Raw genomic sequence first — 26538 nt, 5'->3', positions numbered from 1 at the left:
GGTGTATCAGACCTTATTCTTTATAGGATGGCGAGGTCTATTCCACTTGCATACATATATTAAATATTTAATATAAATTTGTTACATGAAAATTAATATTCTTACAATATTAACGATATTGTTCCTAGCCTGTAGTTCTGAGGGGGGAGATAAAGACCCTAAAACAATTAGTAAATCTTATGTTTTTCTGGACGAAGAAACTAGGCAACCAGTAAATGAAGGGTTAGTTACTTTAAGTGGAGTAATTGATTGTAGTACAGGACTTGGCTGTGGAAGATCACAATATAGTTATGGGATTACCAATCAAAATGGTGAAGTAACACTTACAATTAGCGAGGAGAATTTAAGCAAAGTAGATGTCATTACTTTTTATAGACCTTCTGGGTATCCATCCCAAGAATTTACTTATAGTCCAGATATTTTCCAAATCCTTGTTGTTGGTTTTTAGGATAAGGTAAATGAGATATAATTAAAATTAAAAAACCAACCCTTTGTTATCAATTTTCAAAAAAATTAGTATGCCTGATTATACCATTGAAATGACTCTCGTTGTTTTAGGGTATGTGGTCAATGATTAATCAAGTCTTGAAGCATACTTATCAAGACTATGCCCATATTTAAAACGCCTTAATTCAGTTGTGACAATTGTTAAATACTGTTAAATTACTACATTGTTATGCATAGTACTGTAACAAATAATATTTTATGTCGTCTATTGAGTATAATGCAATTTTAAAATTGGAAATTACACAAACAATATTAACCATTAAAATATAGAAATTATGAGAACTTCAAACAATAATCATTTTCCCAGAACCTTTAATCAAACAAAAAGTTTCACCTGGAACAACATGAGAAGATATAAATAATATTTATCAATCATTTCATCAATCATAATAAATCAAAATAAGGATGTTGTTAATTCACATCCTTTTTTTATTTCATTTTAGGAGCGTACTTATAAAGATTTTGCCCATATTTAAAACTCCTGAACGATGTAATTTACAATCTCAACAATGGATTATATCCGTTGTTGTACTTTCGTTATTTTTAAGAGAATGGGCTCTATGATGTGTATTTTGGAAGGCTAAACCGATACTAAAAAAAGAGAAATGATTAAACAAAAAACCATGAGCAATAGAAGGAAAGAATATCTATTGCAAACATTGAATGAATGACTTAATTTTAAACCTAACAGGGAACACCCTTTGACGACCTACACCCAGGCTCAAGAATAAACTTAAATAAAACGCCTTAACAAAAAGCCTATGACGACACAAGTTGATATAAAAAATAAGTTTTTACGCATCCAAAAAGCGCTTACCTTAAAACCCTTATTGGGATTAGGAACTGGTATTTCCAAAACCCGCATCGTAAACGGACTTTCCTGTGAGACCAGAGAAGGGGATTGGGTATTTAAAACCGATATGTCGAAACAAGTTGGAGGATCGGCTACTGCCTCAAGCCCTGGTGCTCTAGGTCGCGCCGCTCTTGGGAGTTGTTTGGCGATTGGTTTTATGCTATGGGCATCCAAACTAGATATAGCCATTGATAGTTTGGAGGTTGAAATACAGGCCGATTACGATGATGGTGCTTTGTTTGGAACTTCAGATAACTATCCCGGGTATCTGGAAATTCGTTATCTGGTAAGAGTTAAAAGCCCGGCATCACGAGAAGATGTTGAACATCTTATAAGTGTGGGTGAAAAACATAGCCCATACTTAGATGTTTTTTCTCGAGCACAATCCTGTGTAAGACAACTAGAATATATCAAATCAGAAAAATCGTAATCATGAAACCAGAATTACAGCGCAGAATACAAAGATATGGTTGGGATAAGGCTGCTGAATATTACGAAAATTGCTGGCAAGAACAGCTAAAACCAGCACATGACCTTTTACTGGAGGTTTCCAATATCCAACGCCATGAACATATTATTGATATTGCTGCGGGTACTGGATTGATCACTTTTAGAATGGCAGAAAAAATAGGTCCATTGGGTCAAATACTGGCTACCGACATCTCTGATGAAATGGTAAAAATTGGAAACCAATTGACTCTTATAGGAGGATTTGAAACGGTTAAATTTGAAAGAATGGATGCTGAACATTTGTTATGTGATGACGAAAAATTTGATTTGGCCACTTGTGCGCTGGGATTAATGTATTTTCCCGATCCTGATGCTTCTTTGGCCGAAATGTTTCGCGTTTTAAAGCCTGGAGGACGAGCAGTGACAGCGGTTTGGGGATCACGAAAAAAATGTGGTTGGGCCGAAATCTTTCCTATTGTGGATGCAAGAGTAAACACCGATGTTTGTCCCATGTTTTTTAACCTTGGTGAGAGTGAAGTACTTAAATACCCCTTTGAAAATGCGGGTTTTAAAAATATTACCTTATCAAGAATTGAAACCAAACTCATTTACACTTCAGATGAGGAAGCTTGTACAGCCTCATTTATGGGAGGTCCCGTAGCCATGGCCTATTCACGATTTGATGAAGTCACAAAAGAAGAAGCTCAAAAGGAATATTTAAAATCGATTAAACCTTTTAAAACCGAAAATGGTTATGAAATTCCAGGAGAGTTCGTGATTTGTAGTGGTATAAAACCTTAAAAAAATTATGATTAAAATATTTCGAAATATCCGCCAAAACCTTCTCAACGAAGTCAAAACTGAATATTAAAGCAAATGCGCTAATCGGTAGGAAAATAATTAGAATAATATAATTAAACCAAAAAGGAAATTTTTTAAAAACGGATTCTTCATGACCAACAAATGTAATTAGAACTAAAAAAGCAGGAAATGATATTGGTCAGTCTTGAGGTATTCCTACACCGCCCTGGCATCTTTGGCTGTTTTGGGGATAGGGGTACATTTAAGCAAGACCTTTTAAGGTTTTAAGTGACTTCTATCAGTTAGGTCCTTTTTCTAAAGTATTATGCTATTCCATTATTCAAGTTCATTTAATTGTTTTCCAATAAGCATACCCACTACTCGATATTGCTCAATTAGTTTTTTACAATAATTAATGGATATATTCTTGAAATGTATTGATCTATTAAACATAATCTGTAAGTCATAGTCTGTCTTCAACTTTTTGAAATCATAAATAAGCTGTCCTTTTGAGTTGGTTCTCCATATGGTTCGATCCATTGATCTATCTCTAGAAAGTAAGTCCTCAAAAAAGCTATTGTCTAAAAAATCCGCTTTTTGAATGTCAATTATTAATCGACTAAGAGCGTTCACCAGTTCTTGACTTGATTCCCTGGGTGATTTTGAAATACTCGTATACAAATCCTGCAAAATTTTTTTTTCGCCTGTTGCCAATCCAACTTTCAACAAATGATTATTTGTACCCTTGATATACTTTTTTTCTACCGAAGAGAGGGTATCTAGGTCTTCAATTATTCTTAATGAATACCCTATTGTATCTCTCATGGCAATTAGTTTTTGTCTCTCATTCTCCACTCTTTCGATTTCACCTTGTATGTATTTTTCAGTATTCTTTAGGTCCGAAATGAGCGTCCTTTTTAATTTAGACTCGTCATTCAATTTATCAATTTGCAATGCGATCAAAATACCTATAATAATAAGCAATATTTCACCGATTGCATAAATCAGATATTTTTTCAGATTACTTTCTTCAAGTAATTTACGTCTTATTCTTCCGAACAATTTTAACATTGATTCTTCAAATTGTTTTCTATTCTAATGACCTATAACTCTTTATATGTATAAAATGGATGTCTTTATTCCGATAATCATGCCTAGAAACTAATATAACCTTAGGATTTATGACAAACATATTATTCCTACTAAAAATAGGAAAAAGTATTCAAAAGGACTCCAAATGTCCAAAATCGAACCAAACTTCTTATGTTCAAAAAAGTTTGTGTGCATGATTATACCATTGAAATCACTCTGGCTGTTTTGGGATTGCAGAGTAATTATAGGATGGTTATCCCATCATAAGAGTTATTAAAAGGGAAATATAAACTTAACTTTTGTTTTTGCTACCAAGGATGGCAAGGAATGCTCCGATCGTTATTAACAAAGTAATAATACCAATCAAACAAAGGCTCATAACGATAATACCACCCTCGAAAGCACCTGGAGGAGGAGTAATACCTTCAATAGATTGCCTAATTCCTTCAACAACATGGGCAAAACCAAATATTAAAGCAAATCCGCTAATCGGTAGAGAAATAATTAGAATAATAAAATTTAACCAAAAAGGAAATTTTAAAAACGGATTCTTCATGACCAACAAATGTAATTAGAACTAAAAAAGCAGGAAATGATATTGGTCAGTCTTGAGGTATTCCTACACCGCCCTGGCATCTTTGGCTGTTTTGGGGATAGGGGTTCACTTAAGCATGACATATCCAGGTATTAGAGCGTTTTAGGGATTTATAATGGTTTACCCTGTCTAATGAATTATCGTTTGTGTATCAGACCTTTTTCTTGAAAGGGATGGCGAGGTTTATACCTCTTATATATATTAAAACACTGTTAATCAATTATTATTCTTAATTTACACTTGAAATTCAAGTGAAATTTCCCCTCACACGGGTGAGCCTGCTATTAGAGTACCGATGGGTTTTATGAAGGAAGGTTTACCTTCTGGGATAGAGTTTTTAGGTCGGATGTATTCAGAACCTACACTTATAAAACTTGCTTACTTCTATGAACTAGGAACAAAGCATAGAAGGATGCCAAATTTAGACAAGGCTATAACAAAAGATAAAATCCATTAAAACGCATTTTATCTGGACCGTTACCATTCATTAAAGAAATGATCTATGATAATCAACCTAAGAAAAAACCTAGTCCTATTTGTTTCAACTTTGATGCTGATCAGTTGCCAAGGCGAAATGGAACATGGCAACGTTAACCATATAAGAAAAGTAACAAAACAAGTTGACGATATCCGTTTATTGTCGGCTGATAAAGCCCCTGGTGATTGGTTGTCTTATGGAAGAAATTACAGTGAAGATCGTTTTGGCGAACTAGATCAAATAACAAAAAATAATATTGATAGTCTGGGCCTTGCATGGGCTCTAAACTTAGGCACAACGAAGGGTTTCGAAGCTACTCCATTGGTGGTTGATGGCATCATGTATGTAAGCGGTCCCTGGAGTATAGTGTATGCCATAAATACTCGAACCGGTGAGCTAGTTTGGACTTTTAACCCAGAGGTACCGAGACATTACAGTGAGATTGCTTGTTGTGATGTCGTTAACAGGGGTGTTGCTTTGTACAAAGGGAAGGTATTTGTGGGAACTCTGGATGGCAGGCTGGTAGCTATTGATGCAGTGAGTGGAAAAAAAGTCTGGGACGTTTTGACTGTGGATCAAAATGAAAGTTATACAATTACGGGTGCACCCAGAGTGTATGACGGCAAAGTGATAATAGGAAATGGAGGAGCAGAATATGGAGTAAGAGGATTTGTTACTGCCTATGATGCACTTACCGGGAGACAGGTCTGGCGGTTTTATACCGTTCCCGGAGACCCGGCATTGGGATTTGAAAATGACGCCATGAAAACTGCCAGTAAAACGTGGAGCGGTAACTACTGGGAAACAGGTGGTGGTGGCACTGCCTGGGACGCTTTTGCATACGATCCGGATCTAAAATTAGTCTATGTTGGAGTTGGCAATGGCACCTTATGGAACCAGGAATTCAGGAGTCCAGGAGGAGGTGATAACCTGTACCTTTCATCAATTGTAGCGCTTAATATAGAAAATGGCACCATGAAATGGTATTATCAAACTACACCTGGAGACACTTGGGACTATACAGCTACTCAGCAAATCATTTTAGCGAATATGAGGATAAAAGGACAGGTAAGAAAAATTCTGATGCAGGCACCCAAGAATGGCTTCTTTTATGTCATCGATCGAACCAATGGAGAACTCCTTTCAGCGGATCCCTATGTTTACGTAAATTGGGCAACACATGTGGATTTAGAGACAGGTCGACCAGTGGAAACTCCATTTGGAAGATATAAGAAGGTAAATGCCCAAATATTTCCAGGCCCAGCAGGAGGTCATAATTGGCAACCTATGGCATATAATCCGATAACCAATCTGGTTTATATTCCAGCAAGGGACTTATCTATGGTTTATGGACAAGTAAAGGAATGGACCCAAACCAAAGATATCCGATCATTTAACATAGCACTGGGTGGAGATAAAAACAGTATCACCAGAATGGATACACTTGCACCCAAAGAAAGAGGGAAATTGATCGCTTGGGACCCGGTTAATAAAAAACAAGTTTGGGAAGTAGGACACAAAAGCATATGGAATGCGGGTGTTTTAAGTACCCCGGATTTAGTTTTTCAAGGAACTGCCGAGGGTTTTCTAGTTGCTTATAATGCAACAGATGGAACAGAAGTATGGAGATACAATGTGGGTTCTGGAGTAGTTGCGCCTCCTATTACCTATATGGTAGAGGGGAAGCAATATGTCAGTATCGTTTCAGGATGGGGCGGGGCTGGTGGACGTTCTATCAGATACACCGATCAGTTTTACCCAGGAACTATTTATACTTTTGTCATAGGTGGAAATCAACTGCCGCCAACTTATCCTAGACTACAAAGAGAGTACATTGATATAGAAATAACAAGTGATGAAGCAGAAATTTCGGATGGAAAGAAACTTTTCAATCAATATTGTCAAAGATGCCATGGTTCGCCTGGAAATGGCGGAGGAGCTTATCCGGACCTAGCTTATTCGGAAAAAGCAAAATTTGACATCTTTAATCAGATCGTCGGAGAAGGAGTTTATTTGCCACTAGGCATGCCTAATTTTGGTGACAGATTAGATGCAGCTCAAATTGGTAGCATAAAGAACTTTATTTTGAGTACTGCCAGAGAATTGAAAACCAATGAAAAAACAAGTGAAATGAATGGTAACATACACTAAAATGAATATCCGAACTGAGCTCTTTGAAAGGACAATGCAAACATACAACTTCATAGCATCTGGCAACTGAAGTACATACTCATTTTAGTTGGGCGTTGTGTGGTGTTTGATAAAATTTAATAAAATAGACATGTTATACTCTTTCCGACTCTACTTCCAAAAGCACTAATAGTAGTTTTTTCATAATTAAAATATTTAACGTGTACATGTTTCTTTTTAGAGGAGATAGTTTCTTAATCTCTTGCTTTATGTTTCATTTACAGTACCAAAATTAAACTTTACAAATAAGATTAGTATCCCAGATAATATTCTACAGAGAAATTCGGATAATTTAAGATTTTCAAAATATTAGTAGTCGTGATTATACCATTGAGATGACTTTGGCTGTTTTGGGGCGGGGGGTCAATGATTAAATCTTAACCTCATTAATGTTTTAATTATTGAGGTGCTATATATATGTAAACCTAGAAGGGGTTATTGATCCAATGCTTTGTTTAGATTGACCGTCTTAAATTGGTTTGGGCATTGCTTTTGGATATATCCCGCTTGCTTAAAGTTAGTTTGATTGTAAAAACGGTTCCTAACTTGTTTTGCAAGGCGTGATATCATATCTCTCTCAAACTTAGAATGGTCACTTTAGAAATTCGTCAAAAGGGACACACATAGCTAAATAGGTATTTCTGTCATTCAGCTTCAAACGATTTAAAGTTGCCGTCCTAATGGACATGGCGTCAGCTTTTCATATGAGAGGCAGTCCTGTTACTTAATATTTCCTTTTGTCTAAATTGGTAATGTTTAACCCAATATTAGAAGTGTTATTTATTACACATTTAGAGTGTTCATTATGTTGGTTAAAGATGACACACTTTGCTGCTATTTTTTATAAATCGCAAAGCCAATTATATTTCATTTAATGTTTTAAGTTGATTTGGGAGATTATTACTTATATTAATGGTATAAACACATCAAACAATTACCATTATGTTGAAAAATGATTATGATACACTTTCTCAAGCTATAAATGCGCTTACTAAGCATGGTTATAAAGAAGGATTCAGAGCTGATGATCATAGAATTATTGCAACCATTTCAAAAAAGAAATACCTTCCGGGCGAGTTGAAAATAATCCATACCTATCGCTTTGACGGTATGACAAATCCACAGGATGACACTATTGTTTTTGCAATTGAAGCCAATGATGGTACGAAAGGGACTTTAGTCATGTCATACAGTTCAAAACACGATCAAAATGTGGAACTTATCAAGAAGATACCCATGGCAACTAATAACTAAAAGGATCACCAGCAAGCCATATAAGTGAAGTTCCACTATTGTTATGCACTTTTATAGCTAAAACTATTGTGCTTTATTACGATCAAATACTAACCAATGATAAAATTTTAAGAAATTTTACATTGAATGAATCCAATATTTACAGCATTTATATTCACAGAAATCATGGGATTTTGATGAAAGCGGTAACTACTTTAGATTGGTTTTGATGTATGATCCATTTTGGGATAATTTTTGAGAAAATAAGCGTTTCCAAAATGGAATGAAATGATTACATGACGAAATAGCAACTACAATGAAGTGGTCAAGAAGCACGCTTAAAGTATACCATAAACATAATGAACTGAAAATGGATGGAATAATGATATGTTGACTGTTGATTTAAATGCATTGAGATTGCATGGAGGACCATAACCAATAATAGTAAAAAATTCCGTATATTAATTGGGAAGCATTAGTATACCATGATAAGACTTAGTTTATTAAATATTTATCTTCAATTACCACCTGGTACGCGAAACCCGGACGATAATACGCCGTTGGACTTTACGGATCCTTTTAATGTCATTATGTTTATTGTCTTGCCAATTGCGGCGGTGGTTTTATATTTTGTTTGGCGGAAACAAAAGAATAAGGATCGGGAGTCATAAGATAATCTCATCGAAAGAAATACCTCAAATGAAACAACCCAAAATAAATTATACCGGTGTCGATCAAAGCATTGTAATCGCACCATAAATTATCTATACTTTAAAAATACGACGATGTTAGAGTATGAATATCTTGAACAATCTTTTTAACTTGAAATAGCGTTCTGTTTCTGATAGAATCCGAATTTAATTCTCGAATTATCAAAATTTATACGAATTCTAATTTGCTTATTGCCTTTGGTACAAAACCTTGTTTATTTAAAAACATGGGAGGTTTTTTTGTATTTTTAGTTGTGATTTTTGTACAATCATGGTATTCCTGACTTTTTTTAGGATTACAAGGAAATGACATCGGTAAATACGACAAAACTTTTGGGGGGATATTCACGAAGGCGTATTATTGTAATGGTATGACCCGTCACTAGGGTATACGAGCACCAATTACGTAGAACCTATAACCCTATAAATTCAAAATAATAAGAATCCTAATGAGTAAGTCAGTAATAATAACAATCCTGGTAATTTCTTTATCAAGTTGTATTAAAGATAAACCGAGAATACTTATAATAGGCGACTCCATTTCCATAGGTTACACCCCATTCGTAAAAGCGAGTCTGTCCAACGAGGCAGACGTTTTTCATAATCCCGGAAATGGGCAACACACGGGAACTGGAATGAAAAAAATAGAGGAATGGATTAAAGACGAGCATTGGGATATTATTCAATTCAATTGGGGATTGTGGGATTTATGTTATCGGCACCCGGATTCACATATCCAGGGAAACAGGGACAAAGTAAATGGAAGTCTCACCTATACCGTGGATGAATATGCAGCCAATCTTGACACTATTGTTACTATCCTTAAAACAAAAACCAAAGCGAAATTAATTTACGTAACAACAACATACGTCCCCGAAAATGAAGCTGGTCGTTTTCAAAAGGATGTCATAAGATATAATGATGCGGCGAAAAACATAATGAAAAAGCATCATATTTTGGTAAACGATATCTATGAACAATCCATTCCTATACACCAAAAGTATGGAAAAGGAACAGCTGATGTCCATTATTCAATCCAAGGGTATAAAAAACTGAGTGAACAGATTACAAATTATCTCAGATCGGAAATAGAATGAAAACATAATGTATTTATAACTGTGAACACTCCCTAAGCGGAAAAAGGGAAATTCTCGCTAACGCGTTCCATTTATCCTGACTTCCATCTTATCAATTCAACCTCCAATATCCGGAATCTTGAATAAAGAAACAACAGACATTCTAGCCGCTATTAAAGTGGAAGTAATGATATCTTTTCTCCTTCGTATGAACCAAAATTATACTTACGGCAACACTGTTGCATTATTAAGCCAGTGTTGGATCAATGCCTTATTATTTGAAATATCAACGATATGGAATTTTGAAAAACTTTGAAAAACCCGAGATTCTTTAAAAGGCTCCATACAAACTAGTCCTGGTGAAAAGTAGTTGGAATGTATCAGAGACAATTGGTTATTGCGCTTCAGAAGATATCCCACATGCCCCTTGTCAAAACCAATAAAATAGAGTCCTTCCTCCGTGAGCTGATCGATTTCCTCAAATGCTTTTACAGTATTATCTTGCACTACACTATGAATGACCGTTCCACAACTAATAGTCCTTGCCTCGTCAATTGGTGATTTTTGTGCTAATTTATAACGATTTAGGTTTATACCCATGTCGCGCAGTGTCGTTGAAATAAAATAGCCACATGCAATTTCACCCTGTTTGGGTACAGCTGTATGGCCTTCAAAACTCCAGGGGGTACCATACCAATGCGGAATAATCCGATCTACTAAATGCGTTGTAAATTCTGCCTTTACACGGTCAAGAGAAATGTGGCCCTTTCTATGCCTCTCATTTAATTTTTTTCGAAGTTGATTAACATCTGCTTTGGCAGCAGTATAGGACGTGGCATCCAGATCAGTTTTGAAAACCAATGTTAATCCTCTGTCCGACTCTGAAGCATTCGAAACAGAGGGAAGCCTTTCGTTAACAACTCGGTTTTTCAGAGCCAATCCGATTGTGGGCGGCCATGGGTTATGAAGTCCAAAAAACAATAATAGAGATATTAATATCATATTCCTTTTTTATGATCTACAATCACATAAAACGTACAAATTGAAAGTAAATTTCATCAGGAATGTTAAAATTTATCTGAATTTCGGCTTCTAAAGGTATTATATACTCAGGTTGACCCCCCACCACACCTCATAATCATTAGGGGTTAGCGGTCTATAGCTCTGAAATCCCTGATCGGCTATTCTTATGCCAATAATGTCCTGTTTTTCATCACGGACATAGCCCAAAAATATGAAGGAGTGTCCATAGGGATCAAAATCCTTATCGCTTGTACCATTCACCACCAGTTCATAATCCGATCGGTATCGCCATACCTGCAGCATCGCACCCGCATGGAGTTGACCAGCCCATATCCCCAGGCTGTCTACCAGAGTGCCCATACCGGCATATGCGATGGCCCCGGCATTGCCCCTGCCTCGATATTCTATGGGCAGGCTTCGCCACCCGATATGGGTTCCTGAAGCAGAAAAATAAAGAAAATCGAATACCTCTCCAGGGGTGTAATATGGGGTAGCGATCCTCTCGGGAAGATCCTTATAGAACGAATGGCCATAGACTGCTTTGTAAGCGTTTTCAAAACGGGCTTTACTTACGGTAAGGCAATGGCCACCGGGTTCCTTGTTATTGCTGTTCAGATAATTTTCTACAATCTTGTCGGCAACGGGGCTTTCAGGTTTTAAATATGGAACCATTCCGAGTTCTCTACTTGTGATATCCTCAGATGAATTATGATCCTCCATTTTAATCGTATGCGCTAAGTTGTCATTTGGATTGACTGACTGATGAGCAATGGTTTCCGGAATTGTTGATTTCCCCCGATAGTTTTCTGAACCGAAATTCTCTACGGCAGTATATGGGGTCGATTTAGCATTCCCAAAGTACGGTTCAGACTGTGGATTACTCCTCAGTTGTCCCGGTTGTTCCTTAATATTTTCAGTAGAAGCACACCCTAAAAAAACAAGACATAAAAGGGTTACAAAACGAATCTCAGCACTCATTTTTTTATACTTTTCTTTTATCATACCATGTGTTAACACTTCTTCTAAGTATAGTCATTTTTATAAAAATAAGATTTATTAAGTAGAGCTTAATTTAATCATATGGTTTATGTTTTGATTTTTTTCTCTTGAAATGACTAATAATAAATAGGATTCCGACTATTGCGAAAGGAATGGTAATTGTAAGAATAATACCAAGACTCATGAAAATAGAGTGGTTCATTCTATAATTATGTGAAAAAACAACAGGGCTTAAACCTAAACCGATGAGCATAAATAGTATCCCGCCAATAAATTCCTTTGTCCAGGCTAAAATAAGTAAAGCTATTAATATAAATGAAGGAATGAGATGAATTAAAAATGCGCCAATTTGTTGCCAAAATGATAATTCGGCCGAAAATGCATCCAAAGCAAATAAGCTTATAAATAAAATGGCGATTATACAAAGCATACGAGGCGTCCAATACCATATGTTTGTCGAATTACTCATGAGTTCACGTTATGATAAAAAATAAATGTAATACTATCACAATCAATAAACTATGAGGGATATCAGTTAATTAATCTGAACTCATTTCCATCATGGCACCTTTAAGGTCCATTGACCATTCCCCTTAAATAAATGCCATAGTCTTAAACGTTAAAATGCTTCCAAAAGGAATGGTCTGTGTATTGGCCATATCCATATGACTTGAAGGTTGTGTATTATAATCCAACATCCGTAATAATTGTAAGGGGGTATTTACTTGGCATATCCCCTGCAAAGCCTAAGTTTCGGAGTTTTATTTGGGAATATCGAATTTTAGTAAAAAAAAAGGACCACTTCAAGTGGTCCTTAATAGAAATTTTCAGATGAAAATCTATCTATTCTTCCTTTTCAATAGCTTCTTTAGTTTTTTCAATGGCTTCTCCGGCTGCATCAACAGCGTCACCGGCAGCTTCGACAGCCTCATCTACGGCTTCACCCGCTTCTTCCATAGCTCCATCTGTTGCTTCTGCAATATCTTCGGCAGTTTCCTCCATAGCTTCACTTGCATTTTCAACAGTTTCTTCTACGGTATCTGATTTTTTTGTGTCTCTACACGATGACAAGGAAATTCCTAATGCCATTAAAAGCACCATACTTAAAAGTGATTTTTTCATAATTTATGATTTAGTGTTAATTATTTTGTTTGTCGATAGCCCATGTCATGGCTATTTTGAAAAAAACGAAAAACAAATTCTAACTAGATATACGAAGATAATCCAGTATTTGGATGACAGCACCTTGATTTTCTTTGATATAATTGGAGTTTTTATGACCACATGCCTGTCTGAAGTCTCTATCGGATAGTAATTTATTTAGGATTACCTTGAAATCATTTGCATTTGAAACAGAAAACATACCACCTCTCTGTGTCATTGCTTTGGCTTCAGGAAATCTTTGATAATTATGGCCTATTAGGATTGGAATGCCAAATACAGCCGGTTCCAAGGTGTTGTGCAAGCCCGTATGGCCTAATGCCCCTCCAACATAGGCAATATCGGCATAACGATATATTTTGGAGAGTAAGCCAATGGTATCCAAAATAAGAACCTGACCATCTTTTAAGGCCCTTGTCTCTTTTTCAGAATACAAAACCGTGCTTGTTTTTAGTTCAAGTCTTATTCTGCTAATTTGGGAAGCTTTTATGTTGTGAGGGGCTATTATGAATTTAGTATGTGGTGCCGCACCAGAATTAATGTAATCCGTAAGTAAGGTTTCATCCTCCGGCCAGGTACTCCCGGCAACCACACACAGTTGATCCTGTTTGAAGACTTTAACAAAGTTCAGAGTGTTATTATCGTTTAATTGATCTAAAACTCTATCAAACCTTGTGTCACCTGAAACAGTGGCATCCAAATAATTAATGGACTCCAATAAGGCTTTAGACGTTTTGTTTTGAGTGAAAATATGCTCAAAAGCAAAAAGGGCATGTCTAAACAATCCCCCATAAAATCTAAAATAGCGTTGATCTTCTCTAAATGAAGCTGAAATTAAAATGGCCCGTAATCGGTTTTTTTTAATTTCATTTAAGTAGTTGGGCCAGATGTCATATTTAACAAAAACAGTAAGTTCAGGATTTACAAGGTTTACGAAACGCTGTGCATTTTTCTTGGAGTCTAACGGCAGATAAATTACCAGATCGGCTATAGGGGAATTTTTTCGAATTTCATATCCGGATGGCGAAAAAAAACTGAGAATTATCTTATGCTTTGCATACTGTTTTCTTAATTCGGAAAACACAGGCAGGCCTTGCTCATATTCGCCTAAGGAGGCACAGTGGAACCAAACCGTGTGGTCAGTATTAGTTAGATTTTTTTGAAGAATACGAAAAGTTTCAGAGCGTCCTTCAACACCTAAAGCAATTTTATGATTGAATTTTGCAATTATTTTTAACAGAAAACCCGCTAAAGGAATGATGTTGTTATATAAAAATCCCACGCTTATTTTGTTTTTGCTAAAATACATTTCTTTGATAGAAAACTATAGATAAGCTACATGAATTTTGTATTTTTGAACGCTTGGAAATGCATGCAATTTGTAAACAGAAAGCATTTTTATCAGATAACAGAACAATGAGAAAAATCCAAATGGTAGACCTTAAGGGTCAATATTCTAGAATTAGGGAAACGGTTAATCCGGCAATACAGGAAATTATTGACAATACGGCATTTATAAATGGTCCAAAAGTGCATGATTTTCAACAGCATTTAGAGCGTTATTTGGGAGTTAAACATGTCATACCCTGTGCTAATGGTACAGATGCCCTTCAAATAGCCATGATGGGATTGGGTTTAGGACCTGGTGATGAGGTGATTACGGCTGATTTCACTTTTGCGGCTACCGTAGAGGTTATTGCTTTACTACAGTTAACACCTGTATTGGTCGATGTTAATGAAGACGATTTCAATATCAATATAGAAGCTATTAAAAAAGCCATCACTCCAAAAACTAAGGCCATTGTACCCGTCCATTTATTTGGGCAATGTGCGAATATGGAAGCTGTTATGGCATTAGCACAAGAACATGATTTATACGTGATAGAAGATAATGCCCAGGCTATTGGAGCCAATTACACCTATAAAAATGGTAAAAAAGTCAAGGCCGGAACCATAGGGCATGTAGGGGCAACCTCGTTTTTCCCATCTAAAAACCTGGGCTGTTACGGTGACGGTGGTGCCATTTTCACCAATGATGATGACTTAGCGCATACCATAAGGGGTATCGTAAACCATGGCATGTATGAACGTTACCATCATGATGTGGTGGGTGTAAATTCGAGGCTGGATAGTATTCAAGCTGCGGTTTTAGATGCCAAATTACCACATTTAAATAGTTACAACAAGGCGAGACAAGCAGCAGCGATAAAATATAATGAAGCGTTCAAGGAGATCAATCAAATAATTACCCCAAAAGTTTCGAATGGATGTGAAACTCTATGCGAGACCTGTGATTGTCATGTATTTCATCAATATACGCTGAGGCTGAAGGGCGTGGACAGAGACGCCTTGGCCAGGCATTTAAATGAAAACAATATTCCCTGTGGTGTGTATTATCCAATACCCCTGCATAAACAGAAGGCTTATGCCGATGAACGCTATAATGAAGCTGATTTTTCAGTAACGAATCAATTAACAAAAGAAGTTATTTCTTTACCGATGCATACCGAATTGGATGACGAACAAATAGAACATATTACATCAACGATCATAACATTTATAAATGGATAAAATATTAGTCACCGGCGGATTAGGATTCATAGGTTCCCATACCGTTGTAGAATTACAAAATGAAGGATATGAAGTGGTTATTATTGACGATTTATCGAACTCTTCAATAACTGTATTGGATGGTATAACAGCAATAACAGGGAAAAAACCGCTTTTTGAAAAAATAGATTTAAAAGAAAAGGTAGATGTAGAACACTTTTTTCAACGACATAACGATATTAAAGGCGTTATCCATTTTGCAGCGAGTAAAGCCGTGGGTGAAAGCGTTGTGAAACCTTTATTATATTATGAAAATAACATAGGCACCTTGGTTTACCTACTGAAAGAATTGAAAAAACTACCTACAGCCTCGTTTATTTTTAGCTCTTCTTGTACGGTATATGGTCAGGCAGACGAATTGCCAATCACCGAAAATGCTCCCGTGAAACAGGCAGAATCACCATATGGAAACACCAAACAAATTGGCGAGGAAATTATCAGGGATACTTGTAAAGTGGTACCAAACCTCAAGGCTATAGCACTACGTTATTTCAATCCTGTTGGGGCTCATGCGTCTGGCAAAATTGGGGAATTGCCTATTGGGGTCCCTCAAAATCTGGTGCCTTTTATTACACAAACAGCTATTGGACTACGCGAAGAATTGTCGGTATTTGGCGACGATTACCCAACACCTGATGGCACCTGTATAAGGGACTATATTCATGTTGTAGATTTGGCAAAGGCCCACGTTGTAGCACTTAAACGCTTGTTAAACAATAAGAATAAGGAGAATTATGAAACCTTTAATCTTGGAACAGGTAAGGGCAGTTCTGTACTGGAAGTCGTGGAAGCTTTCGAGCGCGTTTCGGGTAAAAAGTTAAATTATAAAATTGTGGGTAGACGAGAGGGCGATATTATATCGGCCTATGCCGATACCAAAAAGGCCAACGACGAACTAGGGTGGAAAACCAAGTTGACTCTGGATGATGCCATGTTATCGGCATGGAAGTGGGAACAGAAAATTAGAGGTTAGACTTATAGTTAATCCAATAATTCACAGGGGTTGCTCAATGAGTAACCCCTGTTTTATAGGGGACACCCTTCAGAACGTTTCGGTGATTTCAGAAATTGATAATTGGAGTGGGAAGTTAATTTCTGTCATGACCTTATTGGAATGGTTATATATTTTTAATTCAAAATCTGTGTTGTACAATGTTTTAAGTCTTTCGTTAATGTTACTTAGACCATTGCCTTTTTTTAATAAGGAGGAAAGGGGTTGGTCTATTTGCTTCCCTGTATTTTCAACCTTAATGCTCATTCGGTCCTTTTCTTTTCTAATGGAGATTGAAACAGTTATGGACTTATGTTTATCACTATAACCATGTTTAGTCGAGTTCTCGATTATGGGCTGCAGGATCATATTCGGGACTAATGCATTTTCCAGGCCTTCTTCAATATCTAAGTTGAAAGTCAACTGATCAGAAAAACGGGTCTTTTTAATGTGTATATATTTTTTTAATATGTTTATTTCGTCCTGTAGTTCAATTAAGTTTTGATCTTTTTTTTCCAATACATTTCGCAACAGATCACTTAAATCAACCAGCATAGCTTTAGATTTTTCCAGATTGATATCCAATAAGGAATAAATGCCATTTATAGTATTGAATAAAAAATGGGGATGCATTTGGGATTGTAAGAATTTTAAATGTGATTTCGATAGTTGTTCTTGTAATTGAATGGTTTGCAATTTACTTTCTTGAGTCTTCTTAAAGTAATAATACATATATATGATGGTCACTAATGAAAGATAAATTAAAAAATGCAAATCAATAAGTCTTATAAATGCAGTTATTGCACCATTTAATTCATTTTTTATCTCTATTTCAGGGTTGCCCAAAAGTTCTATTCCCCATGAAACACCTATAGCAAAGGCCCCGATAAAGAAAGAAAAAAACAAGTGGAACATAATAATGTACGGGAATTTGGTTTTTTTATCGATTAAATATTTGGTTGAAATGGCTATAAAAATCATGAAAATTGAAATTATGAACCAATCCAAAACATTTATAAAAATAAAATTACCCCAATCGGTCTCTCTTTCGTAATGGATTCTTAAATAAACATTTTTGCTAACGTAGATTATTACAAAAACAGAATAGGCAAGGGAAAGAATTCCAATTAACTTCAGATCGACATATTTTTTTAAACCTTTCATTTTTTAATACTTTAAATCCCCATCTTTTTTTGAAACGCCTTTTTGTAACTCTTACTAATTCTAAATAATTTTTCGTCCTGTATTTTCACATCAATTTCACCGTAATTGGAATACAATACCTCTTTGATAAATGTGGTATTGATAATGGTAGATCTGTGGATCCTTTGAAATTTAAAAGACTTGAGTTGGTTAAGCATCGAATTTAAGGATTCGCGTAAAACATACTTTTTCTGATCGGTAAAAATTTCAGCATAATAACCCGAAGCCAGAATGTATTTTATTTCATCCTTATTGATAAATGAAATTTTACCATTGGCCTTAATGGCCAACTTGGTTTGTTTAGCCTCTAAAAATTCCTGATTGGGATTTTCAATGTATTTAAGAAGGTTGCTAATTTTTTTATCAATTTCTTGAGGTTTGTTAGATCGTAATAGTTCAATTACCCTATTGGTAGATTGCATAAAACGTTCATCCTTGAAGGGTTTTAAAAGATAGTCGAAGGCAAAGAAATCGAAAGCTTTTAAAGCAAATTCATCAAAGGCGGTTATAAATATGACCAAGGGCATATTGGTTTGATCAATTTCCTTAAGAATATCAAACCCCGTCATATCGGTTATTTTGATATCTAAGAATATTAAATCCGGTTTAACCGTATTTATTTTGTTAATAGCTTCCTTCCCGGAACTGCATTCATCAATCACTTCAATGTCCTTAACCTCATTAAGCAAATTTAAAACCCGTTTTCTCGCTAGGAATTCATCATCAATTATTATTGCTTTAATCGTGCTGGTCATTGTGGAAAGTGGTTTGAACATCTAAACTAGTATAAAAAAACGACTTAATATGGGATGAAAAAGGGTGTTCACATCAATATTTAGCTTTTTCAAATCATGTTATTCATACAAAACTTCAAAATAAGACATGTTCACATCAATTAAAAACAATTTAACATCCTAAACTAAATTTAATTTTTAAAATAGTTAAAGCACTGATATATAATTTTTTATGAAATTGTATTCAGAATTTACGTATTAAATTTTAAGCGTTAGTAACCCTAAGATGCGTTACATCATAAAAGTATTATCCTGCCACATTTTATGGATTACTCAAATCATATTACTGTTAAGCATTCAATTAAACTAGTTCTTTTACTAATGCAATTGTAAAGGGTAAGGCGGTTAAGAGCTTTACATATTAGGCTAAGGTTTCGCTAAACTTTGGTTTTTATCTACAGTATTTTTTTGAATTAGTCCTTTGAAAAAATCTTTACTGCCTGCCTTTTTTACAATCTGCTTAGACTAACTCAAATAATAAATAGTATGAAAACAAATCTTAGAGGAGTGCTAACGTTTTTCCTAATGTTAGCGGTGCAATTTATTTTTGCACAAAGCAGGACCATTTCAGGTTCAGTATCTGATAATTCAGGACTACCCCTTCCTGGAGCGACAGTCTTAATTAAAGGGACTTCTTCGGGAACTTCGACTGATTTTGATGGGAATTATACAATTAGAGCTAATCAAGGCGATGTTCTTGTGGTTAGTTTTGTTGGTTATGTCACTGCCGAATTGACCGTTGGAGCATCAAACACCATTAATATTAGCATGCAGGAAGATACCGCTGTTTTGGAGGAGGTGGTTGTTACTGCTTTTGGTATTAAAAGAAACCCCAAAAAGTTAGGGTATGCCGTGAGTAAAGTGAGTTCCGATGAAATTACCGAAAATTCAGAGCCGGATTTAATACGATCCTTGTCCGGAAAAGTGGCCGGAGTTAATGTAAACTTTTCAACAGGGGTTGCTGGCGCTGCCAACCTAATTAATATTCGGGGACAGACAACCATTGGATCGTCCACACAACCGCTAATAATTGTTGATGGTATTGCTTACGATAATACTCAGGCAGGCGATAATACTATTTTAAATTTTTCAAATCAAACTCTGGGCGGGGGAAGCTATGAAACCGGCCTGTCCAGCTTAGACCCTAACGACATTGCTTCAGTAAACGTATTGAAAAGTGTTGCTGCATCAGCATTATATGGATCTAGAGCCGCTAATGGGGTGATTGTAATTACCACCAAATCAGGTTCGGCTGCTGCAAGCACCAATAAAAAATTAAGCGTAAACCTAAGCAGTGGAACTTATTTTGAAACGATTGCGAATTTGCCGGTTTACCAAAACACCTATGGGCCCGGAACAAACTTTAATTATGTTAATGCTAATGGCTCATGGGGTCCAAGATTCGATGCTTTGGAAACTATACCTACCTGGCCAAATTTACTTAATGCTTTTCCCGATTTGTTTGGACCAACCGTTCCTTGGGAGCCGCAACCCGATAATGTCAAAAATTTGTTCAAGACCGGGGTGGTTTTGGATAACTCTGTTAATCTGGCTTTTGGTGGAGAGAATGGAAGTTTTAGTGTAACGGTTTCCGATTTGCAGCAAGAAGGGTATATCCCATTTAATACCTACGATAGAACATCGCTTTCTTCTGGGGGCAATTTTAAATTGCAAAATGGTATAACCATTGGTGCATCGCTGAGTTTTTCAAATACGGATCAAACAGGCGGATTTTATGGCGAGAACCAGTTTGGAGGCTCTGCATCATCCTTTGCCAGAGCCTTATGGTTGGGGAGATCCTGGGATTTAAGTTTACCCTATGAAGATGCCAATGGAGCCTCAGTAACTCCAAATAATGGCTGGGATCACCCACTTTGGTCATGGGAACATGATCAGATAGTGACTAAAACCAATAGAACGGTAGGTAATATAAACCTGAGTTTTCCAATTAATGATAACATATCCACATCATTTAGAATCGGGTTCAATAAATATATATTGAACAGGAGGCAAATAAGGGATCCCCAATCCAGAGCATCTTTGGCCGATGGCGGTTCGATAATAAATATAGATTTCACCAATGAAGATATTGAATCAACCTTTTTGGTCAATTTTGATTATGATTTAACTAAAACCATTGGTTTGACAGGAGTTGTTGGGGCCAATGTCTTACAGAATACGGCCGAGAACTTTGCAATTACCGGAAGCACTTTTATATCACCGGGAATAAGATCTATTACCAATACGGTTACCCAAGCTATTAATTTTGACAGAAGTAGCAGGGAGAGAACCTTTGGTACTTTTGCTGAAATCGGGTTGTCCTATGAAGACTTTTTATTTTTAAATGCAACGGGAAGAAACGACTGGTCGTCCACCTTGCCTAAGGATAATCGCTCCTATTTTTATCCCTCGGTCAGTACTTCCCTAATTGTTACGGAGGCCTTTGACATGAATAGTGACATTTTAACCTTTGCTAAATTAAGAGCCGGCTATGCCGAGGCAGGAAGGTCAGCTCCGGCGGAGTTTTTAAATACAACCTTTGCCACCGGAAATCCATTTAATAGCATCCCGGTAGTTGGAAATAGAGTGGGCTTGGGAGACCAGGAAATTACGCCGGAGTTTACTAAAGAGTTTGAGATAGGGACGGATTTAGAGTTTTTTAATAGACGTTTGGTCCTTGATTTTAGCTTGTACAAGAAAATCACTACCGATTTAATTTCTCCTGTAACGGTTCCCTCCTCAAGTGGTTTTACATCCTTTAACACCAATATTGGAGAAATGGAAAATAAGGGAGTGGAAATTGGGCTCACCGTGGTCCCCATTCAAACTGAAGATTTTAACTGGTCTCTTTTTACAACCTTTACAAAAAATGATAATGTGGTTACCGAACTGGTTGAGGGCTTGGATAGAATCCAGTTTGAAGGCAATGGTAATCAAGTGCCCCATGTTATAGCAGGACAACCCTTTGGGGTGTTCTATGGGTCCAAGTTTGCAAGGGATCCGGAGGGTAATTTTATTATCGACCCGGCAACAGGGTATGTATTTAATTCTGCCGACAATGATGCCTTGGGAACAACGGCCAATGGAATTATCGGGGACCCCAATCCAGATTTCAAGATGAGTTTTATAAATACAATAAGGTATAAAAATCTTACCCTTAGTGCTCAATTTGATTGGAGGGAAGGCGGAGATATTCATTCAACAAGTATCCAGTCCATGTTGGGCAGAGGGGTAACCAAAGACACAGAGGATAGGGAACGAACCGTTATAATACCTGGATTTTATGGCGATTCACAGGGGAATTTACTTCTGGATAGCAGTGGAAACCCCATTCCCAATACGACCCAACTAGATATTAATGCGTTATATTTTACTTCGGGTGGGCCTAGTGGAACTTTTGGTCAAAATGCGGTGGATGAAGCCAGTGTATATGATGGGACAGTGTATAGATTAAGAGAGTTAAGCTTATCGTATCAGGTTCCAACCGATTGGTTGAAAAAGACACCTTTTGGTAAAATTTCCTTAAGTGCCATAGCCAACAATTTGTGGTATTTTGCTCCAAATGTTCCAAAATATACAAATTTTGATCCAGAGGTAACTTCACATGGCACATCCAGATTGCAAGGGGTGGAAATAGCCTCACCACCAACAGCAACCAGATATGGGTTTAAAGTTAATGTAACATTTTAAAAAACAAACTATGAGAAATATAATATTCAAAACGGTCTTTATAGGGTTCTTACTGCTGAATACGGTTTTTGTCTTAACAGCATGTGATGAATTTCTGGATGTAGACACAGACAAAGACAATCCAACAACGGTAGCCCTGAATTTAATATTACCTAATATTCAAGTGACGGTGGGTCAAATAGGGGATGCCAATAATTTTACGGCGGAATTACTTTCAGTATATGTACATCAACTCATGTCACGAAGCGAACAGGATCAATATGGGGCACAGGCCGACAATGTGTCTACAAGAAACGACTGGAACAATGTTTATTTGGTACTTACAGATATTCAGACCCTTATTGATCAGGCTACCGAAAGCGGAGATAAAGTGTATTTAGGCATTGGTCAGGCACTTAAAGCGTATTTAGGGTCTGTTGCGGTCGATCTGTGGGGCGATGTCCCTTTTACTGAGGCAACGCAATTAAAGGGCGGCATTATTGCTCCCGTATTTGATGGCCAGGAAGCGATTTATCAAGCTGTTTTTGCATTATTGGATGAAGCCAAATCTAACATAAGCAGTGGAGAAGGAAATGTTTTCCCATCGACGGATGATTTGTTTTACGGCGGGAGCACCTCTAAATGGGTTAAATTCATCAATACGCTTAAGTTAAAATTGTATAATCAGGTACGACTATCTTCCATGTTTGAGCCGTCTGATCTGGACGCCCTGGTTGCGGCTGATAATTTTTACACCTCCTCAGCAGATGATTTTCAATTTACCCATACTTCTAATATCACGCCTACCGATGAAAGGAACCAGCTATTTCAAAGTTCTTATGTTCAGGCCCAGGTCGATCATTATATAAGTCCGTGGTTTTATGAAGTATTAAAAGGATGGAATCCTAATATTCATACAGGTAATCCGGATCCGAGGATTCCCTATTATTGGGCAAATCAATTGGCTCCAAATCAATTCCCAAGAGATCAGGGCGATACCGTTACGGGCGACCCTAATGCAGATTATTGGGATGCTTCCACAGGATTTTTCACCATCCGGTTTGGCAGTATTGGCCCCGACAGGGATCATGCCGTACAAAACGATGCCACTTTTCCGGGCATATATCCTTGTGGAGGACGGTATGATGACGGTATGGGCTTTGCCAGAAGTAGTACTGCAAATGGTACAGGGGTAGCCCCAAAGCGGATACTCACCTATTACGAGTTTTTATACATTCAGGCTGAACTAATTCAAGTAGGACTCATGTCTGGTGATGCCAGTGAAAAGCTCAGGGAAGCCTTGAATGCCAGTTTTGCAAAAGTGGATGAGGTTGTCACAAATTCCGGGACCACCCAAACCGTGCCTAAGTTAGTGGGAACTGCAGCAGTATCCGATTTTATTGATAATGTGATTTCGGAATTTGATGCCGCTGGCGCAGACAAGAAATTAGAAATAATAATGACCCAAAAATGGGTAGCTTCTTTTGGAGATCCTGTGGATATCTACACCGATTACAGAAGAACTGGATATCCTGTTTTGGCCAATCCAAATGGTCCCTCTCCCGAATATCAGTTGGATAATGGGGATGGATTTCCGTTAAATGATGCCCAAACAACTTTAGGAAATGCATTTCAATTATCACTGCATTGGCCTTCAGATGAAATAAATAACAACAGTAATGCACCAAGTCAAAAAGACCCTACGGCGTATAAAATATTTTGGGATAATTAAAAAAAATATATCATGAAAAATTTTAGATATTTAATAGTAATAATCAGTACAGCTTTGTGCATATCTTGTGAGGAAGATGGTGGGACTTCTGTCCGAATCTTTGAAGACGGGATTGTTCCCAATATGCAATTGGCATCCGATTCGGCTGTACTTTTCGATTTAACAAAAATTAATGCGGGCACTAATGTTGAAGTGTCTTTTAGCGCAGATGTGGCCCAAGGTACGGCAGTTTCAACAGATATTATGGGCTATTATACCACAGCTACCGGTAATGTGTACAATGCCATATTATTTAATAATGTATCCTTGCCAGACAACTTTACCCTGTCCATTAATGATGTGGTCTCGGCATTTTCGGAACTAGCGACTATCGATGATGTGTTATTGGGAGATGCCCTGGCTGTTTCCACAAGATTCACGAGATCTGACGGAACAGTGTTGAGTATTATTAATGCCAATGGCTCCAGTAATGTAAATCAGAACATCACTAATTCAGGACTCTATACAACAGTATTGAATTTTCCGGTGTCTTGCCCAACCATGTTGGAAGGAAGTTATACCTCTACGGTAATTGCTTCGAATTTGGATATAGCCAGTAATTTCAGGAGTCCCCAACCTGTAACCATTACGCAGCCATCATCAGGAACATACCTCTTAAGTGATGGGACTGCAGATATTTTTGGGCCGGATTTCCCAATTGGTCTTAATTTCACTGATGTTTGCGGTACAATCACAGTGCTGTCCCCATCGGTTGATTTCCCTGGCTTGGTAGATTATATTGATCTGGGATCAAGCCTGGATCAAGATTCCGGCATTATTACATTAGATTTAGAATACACTTCCGGTTCTTGTTGTGGTTTACCGGGAATTAAATACACCTTACAACTGACTCCCAATCCGTAGTTTGAAAACTAACTGGCCAATTAAACTTAGAAAAACACCTCCTTTCGAGGTGTTTTTTTATTTTGAATCCGATGCGGTTTGTTTTTTCTTCCCAAAACTGACCATAATCAAAATAATCATACCGGTAGTAACAAACAGGTCGGCCACATTAAAAATGCCCGTTCTCAGCGTGTCTGTCAGTTTTATAAAGAAGAAATCGGTTACCGAACCAAATGCTATTCTATCGAAAACATTAGCAATACCACCACCAATAATTCCTGAAAAAGCAAATAAGGACCAATAGTCAAGCGTTTTGTCCTTTAAGATATAACGCAAAACGAAACCCAATACAATAATGGGAAGAATAAGCAACAAAATAATACGGAGCGGCTCATTCAATTCACTTCCCATCCCAAGAAAGGCCCCCTCATTCTCTACATTGTGCAGCGAAAAATACGTTCCGATTACTGGTATGACCTCCTGTGAGTCTATATATGTTCTAACAATAATCTTGGTTATTTGATCAATAGCAATGGTTATGCCTATTGATGCAGTAATGAAGATAGAGCGTCTGGATAACTTCATTTAGGAATTCATTTCAAAAGTTGCCGAAACGGTCTCTGCGTCTCTATTTATTTTTTTAACCAGGCCTTGCAGAACCTTACCGGGTCCCACCTCAGTAAATAGGGTGGCGCCATCGGTAATCATTTGTTGAACAGACTGGGTCCAGCGCACCGGAGCGGTTAATTGGGATATTAAATTTGCTTTGATGTCCGAAGCTGCAGTAACAGCACTGGCGGTTACATTTTGATAAATCGGGCAGTTGGGTTTATTAAAAGTGGTGTTCTCAATGGCTGCAGCAAGTTCTTCACGGGCGGGTTCCATGAGTGGTGAGTGAAAGGCACCACCAACAGGCAGTACCAGGGCACGTCTGGCGCCCTCTGCTTTCAGGGTTTCACAGGCTTTGTCTATAGCTTCAATCTCTCCCGAAATGACCAGTTGGCCCGGGCAGTTGTAATTTGCAGCTACTACGATGCCTTCGGTCATGGCACAAACTTTTTCCACGACATCATCATCCAATCCTAAAACGGCAGCCATCGTACTCGGTTTAAGCTCGCAGGCCTTTTGCATGGCCAATGCTCGTTGGGAAACGAGTTTTAAACCGTCCTCAAAATTTAAGCTGCCATTGGCCACCAAGGCAGAAAATTCACCAAGGGAATGACCCGCAACCATATCGGGTTTAAAAGATGCTCCCAATGTTTTGGCCAAAATTACGGAGTGCAAAAAGATCGCCGGTTGAGTGACTTTCGTTTCTTTTAGGTCCTCGGCCGACCCTTCAAACATGATATCTGTGATGTTAAATCCTAAAATATGGTTGGCTTGTTCAAACAGTTCTTGTGCCAATGGCGAATTCTCATAAAGGTCCAATCCCATGCCCGTAAATTGGGCGCCCTGTCCAGGAAATATATATGCGTTCATTTTTGTTCTT

22 protein-coding genes are annotated in these 26538 nt (G+C 37.2%); 11 read left to right on the top strand and 11 right to left on the bottom strand.

Annotated features, from left to right (window positions below):
* Nucleotides 1–85 precede the first annotated feature (85 nt).
* From MR054_RS05390 to MR054_RS05380, 3 genes are all read left to right on the top strand, one after another.
* A complete protein-coding gene (locus MR054_RS05390) occupies nucleotides 86–448 on the top strand; it encodes a hypothetical protein (RefSeq protein WP_242156847.1) in 363 nt (120 codons plus the stop codon).
* An 820-nt stretch (nucleotides 449–1268) separates the two neighbouring features.
* Nucleotides 1269–1790, top strand: coding sequence for an OsmC family protein (locus MR054_RS05385; protein ID WP_242156845.1), 522 nt, complete (start codon nucleotides 1269–1271; stop codon nucleotides 1788–1790).
* A gap of 2 nt (nucleotides 1791–1792) precedes the next feature.
* A complete protein-coding gene (locus tag MR054_RS05380) occupies nucleotides 1793–2611 on the top strand; it encodes a class I SAM-dependent methyltransferase (protein WP_242156843.1) in 819 nt (272 codons plus the stop codon).
* 336 nt (nucleotides 2612–2947) lie between these two features.
* On the opposite strand, the gene MR054_RS05375 is transcribed toward MR054_RS05380, so the two are convergent.
* Nucleotides 2948–3673 (bottom strand): hypothetical protein, encoded by a 726-nt coding sequence (locus MR054_RS05375; RefSeq protein WP_420868327.1) that lies wholly within the window; start codon nucleotides 3671–3673, stop codon nucleotides 2948–2950.
* Nucleotides 3674–3995: 322 nt separating this feature from the next.
* The gene (locus tag MR054_RS05370) at nucleotides 3996–4259 is read right to left on the bottom strand and encodes a hypothetical protein (RefSeq protein ID WP_242156839.1); all 264 of its coding nucleotides are present in this window, start codon (nucleotides 4257–4259) and stop codon (nucleotides 3996–3998) included.
* Between the two features lie 541 nt (nucleotides 4260–4800).
* Here MR054_RS05370 and MR054_RS05365 point away from each other — a divergent pair.
* The 3 genes from MR054_RS05365 (at nucleotide 4801) to MR054_RS05355 (ending at nucleotide 10006) form a co-directional block, all read left to right on the top strand.
* Nucleotides 4801–6927, top strand: coding sequence for a PQQ-dependent dehydrogenase, methanol/ethanol family (locus MR054_RS05365; RefSeq protein ID WP_242156837.1), 2127 nt, complete (start codon nucleotides 4801–4803; stop codon nucleotides 6925–6927).
* A gap of 981 nt (nucleotides 6928–7908) precedes the next feature.
* Nucleotides 7909–8220, top strand: coding sequence for a phosphoribosylpyrophosphate synthetase (locus MR054_RS05360; RefSeq protein ID WP_242156835.1), 312 nt, complete (start codon nucleotides 7909–7911; stop codon nucleotides 8218–8220).
* 1138 nt (nucleotides 8221–9358) lie between these two features.
* Nucleotides 9359–10006 (top strand): SGNH/GDSL hydrolase family protein, encoded by a 648-nt coding sequence (locus MR054_RS05355; RefSeq protein WP_242156833.1) that lies wholly within the window; start codon nucleotides 9359–9361, stop codon nucleotides 10004–10006.
* Between the two features lie 204 nt (nucleotides 10007–10210).
* Here MR054_RS05355 and MR054_RS05350 read toward each other — a convergent pair whose 3' ends face one another.
* The 5 genes from MR054_RS05350 to MR054_RS05330 form a co-directional block, all read right to left on the bottom strand.
* Nucleotides 10211–10987, bottom strand: a complete 777-nt coding sequence (locus MR054_RS05350) for a hypothetical protein (RefSeq protein ID WP_242156831.1) — start codon at nucleotides 10985–10987, stop codon at nucleotides 10211–10213.
* A gap of 99 nt (nucleotides 10988–11086) precedes the next feature.
* Nucleotides 11087–12010, bottom strand: coding sequence for a hypothetical protein (locus tag MR054_RS05345; RefSeq protein WP_242156829.1), 924 nt, complete (start codon nucleotides 12008–12010; stop codon nucleotides 11087–11089).
* Nucleotides 12011–12080: 70 nt separating this feature from the next.
* Entirely contained in the window at nucleotides 12081–12476 is a 396-nt protein-coding gene (locus MR054_RS05340; RefSeq protein WP_242156827.1) for a DUF7670 domain-containing protein, read from the bottom strand.
* Nucleotides 12477–12850: 374 nt separating this feature from the next.
* Nucleotides 12851–13129, bottom strand: coding sequence for a hypothetical protein (locus tag MR054_RS05335; RefSeq protein ID WP_242082684.1), 279 nt, complete (start codon nucleotides 13127–13129; stop codon nucleotides 12851–12853).
* A gap of 79 nt (nucleotides 13130–13208) precedes the next feature.
* Entirely contained in the window at nucleotides 13209–14450 is a 1242-nt protein-coding gene (locus tag MR054_RS05330) for a 3-deoxy-D-manno-octulosonic acid transferase (RefSeq protein WP_242156825.1), read from the bottom strand.
* A gap of 134 nt (nucleotides 14451–14584) precedes the next feature.
* Here MR054_RS05330 and MR054_RS05325 point away from each other — a divergent pair, with 134 nt between their 5' ends.
* Together MR054_RS05325 and galE are read left to right on the top strand one after the other, a co-directional pair.
* Nucleotides 14585–15739, top strand: a complete 1155-nt coding sequence (locus tag MR054_RS05325) for a DegT/DnrJ/EryC1/StrS family aminotransferase (RefSeq protein WP_242082682.1) — start codon at nucleotides 14585–14587, stop codon at nucleotides 15737–15739.
* Nucleotides 15732–16751, top strand: a complete 1020-nt coding sequence (gene galE / locus MR054_RS05320) for a UDP-glucose 4-epimerase GalE (RefSeq protein ID WP_242156823.1) — start codon at nucleotides 15732–15734, stop codon at nucleotides 16749–16751. Before MR054_RS05325 ends, galE begins: the two co-directional genes overlap by 8 nt.
* 69 nt (nucleotides 16752–16820) lie before the next feature.
* Here galE and MR054_RS05315 read toward each other — a convergent pair whose 3' ends face one another.
* Both MR054_RS05315 and MR054_RS05310 read right to left on the bottom strand, forming a co-directional pair.
* The gene (locus MR054_RS05315; protein WP_242156821.1) at nucleotides 16821–17933 is read right to left on the bottom strand and encodes a sensor histidine kinase; all 1113 of its coding nucleotides are present in this window, start codon (nucleotides 17931–17933) and stop codon (nucleotides 16821–16823) included.
* 11 nt (nucleotides 17934–17944) lie between these two features.
* Nucleotides 17945–18727: a LytR/AlgR family response regulator transcription factor gene (locus MR054_RS05310; RefSeq protein WP_242156819.1), complete on the bottom strand. Its 783-nt coding sequence runs from the start codon at nucleotides 18725–18727 to the stop codon at nucleotides 17945–17947.
* A gap of 525 nt (nucleotides 18728–19252) precedes the next feature.
* Between MR054_RS05310 and MR054_RS05305 the strand changes: the two genes are divergently transcribed.
* The 3 genes from MR054_RS05305 to MR054_RS05295 are packed head-to-tail and all read left to right on the top strand — an operon-like array spanning nucleotide 19253 to nucleotide 25070.
* Nucleotides 19253–22456, top strand: a complete 3204-nt coding sequence (locus tag MR054_RS05305; protein ID WP_242156817.1) for a SusC/RagA family TonB-linked outer membrane protein — start codon at nucleotides 19253–19255, stop codon at nucleotides 22454–22456.
* 10 nt (nucleotides 22457–22466) lie between these two features.
* Complete coding sequence (locus tag MR054_RS05300) at nucleotides 22467–24167, top strand: SusD/RagB family nutrient-binding outer membrane lipoprotein (RefSeq protein ID WP_242156815.1); 1701 nt, start codon at nucleotides 22467–22469, stop codon at nucleotides 24165–24167.
* 12 nt (nucleotides 24168–24179) lie between these two features.
* Nucleotides 24180–25070: a hypothetical protein gene (locus tag MR054_RS05295; RefSeq protein ID WP_242156813.1), complete on the top strand. Its 891-nt coding sequence runs from the start codon at nucleotides 24180–24182 to the stop codon at nucleotides 25068–25070.
* A gap of 57 nt (nucleotides 25071–25127) precedes the next feature.
* Here the strand turns inward: MR054_RS05295 and lspA are convergent, their stop codons facing one another.
* Both lspA and fabD read right to left on the bottom strand, forming a co-directional pair.
* The gene (gene lspA, locus MR054_RS05290; RefSeq protein ID WP_242156811.1) at nucleotides 25128–25634 is read right to left on the bottom strand and encodes a signal peptidase II; all 507 of its coding nucleotides are present in this window, start codon (nucleotides 25632–25634) and stop codon (nucleotides 25128–25130) included.
* A complete protein-coding gene (gene fabD / locus MR054_RS05285; RefSeq protein WP_242156808.1) occupies nucleotides 25635–26528 on the bottom strand; it encodes an ACP S-malonyltransferase in 894 nt (297 codons plus the stop codon). It abuts the gene before it with no gap.
* Nucleotides 26529–26538 lie beyond the last annotated feature (10 nt).

This window comes from Aestuariivivens sediminis (genome assembly GCF_022662105.1).
Classification (GTDB): domain Bacteria; phylum Bacteroidota; class Bacteroidia; order Flavobacteriales; family Flavobacteriaceae; genus Aestuariivivens; species Aestuariivivens sediminis.
Note: the sequence above shows the minus strand (reverse complement) of the source record. Positions and strands in the feature narration are given on the sequence as shown.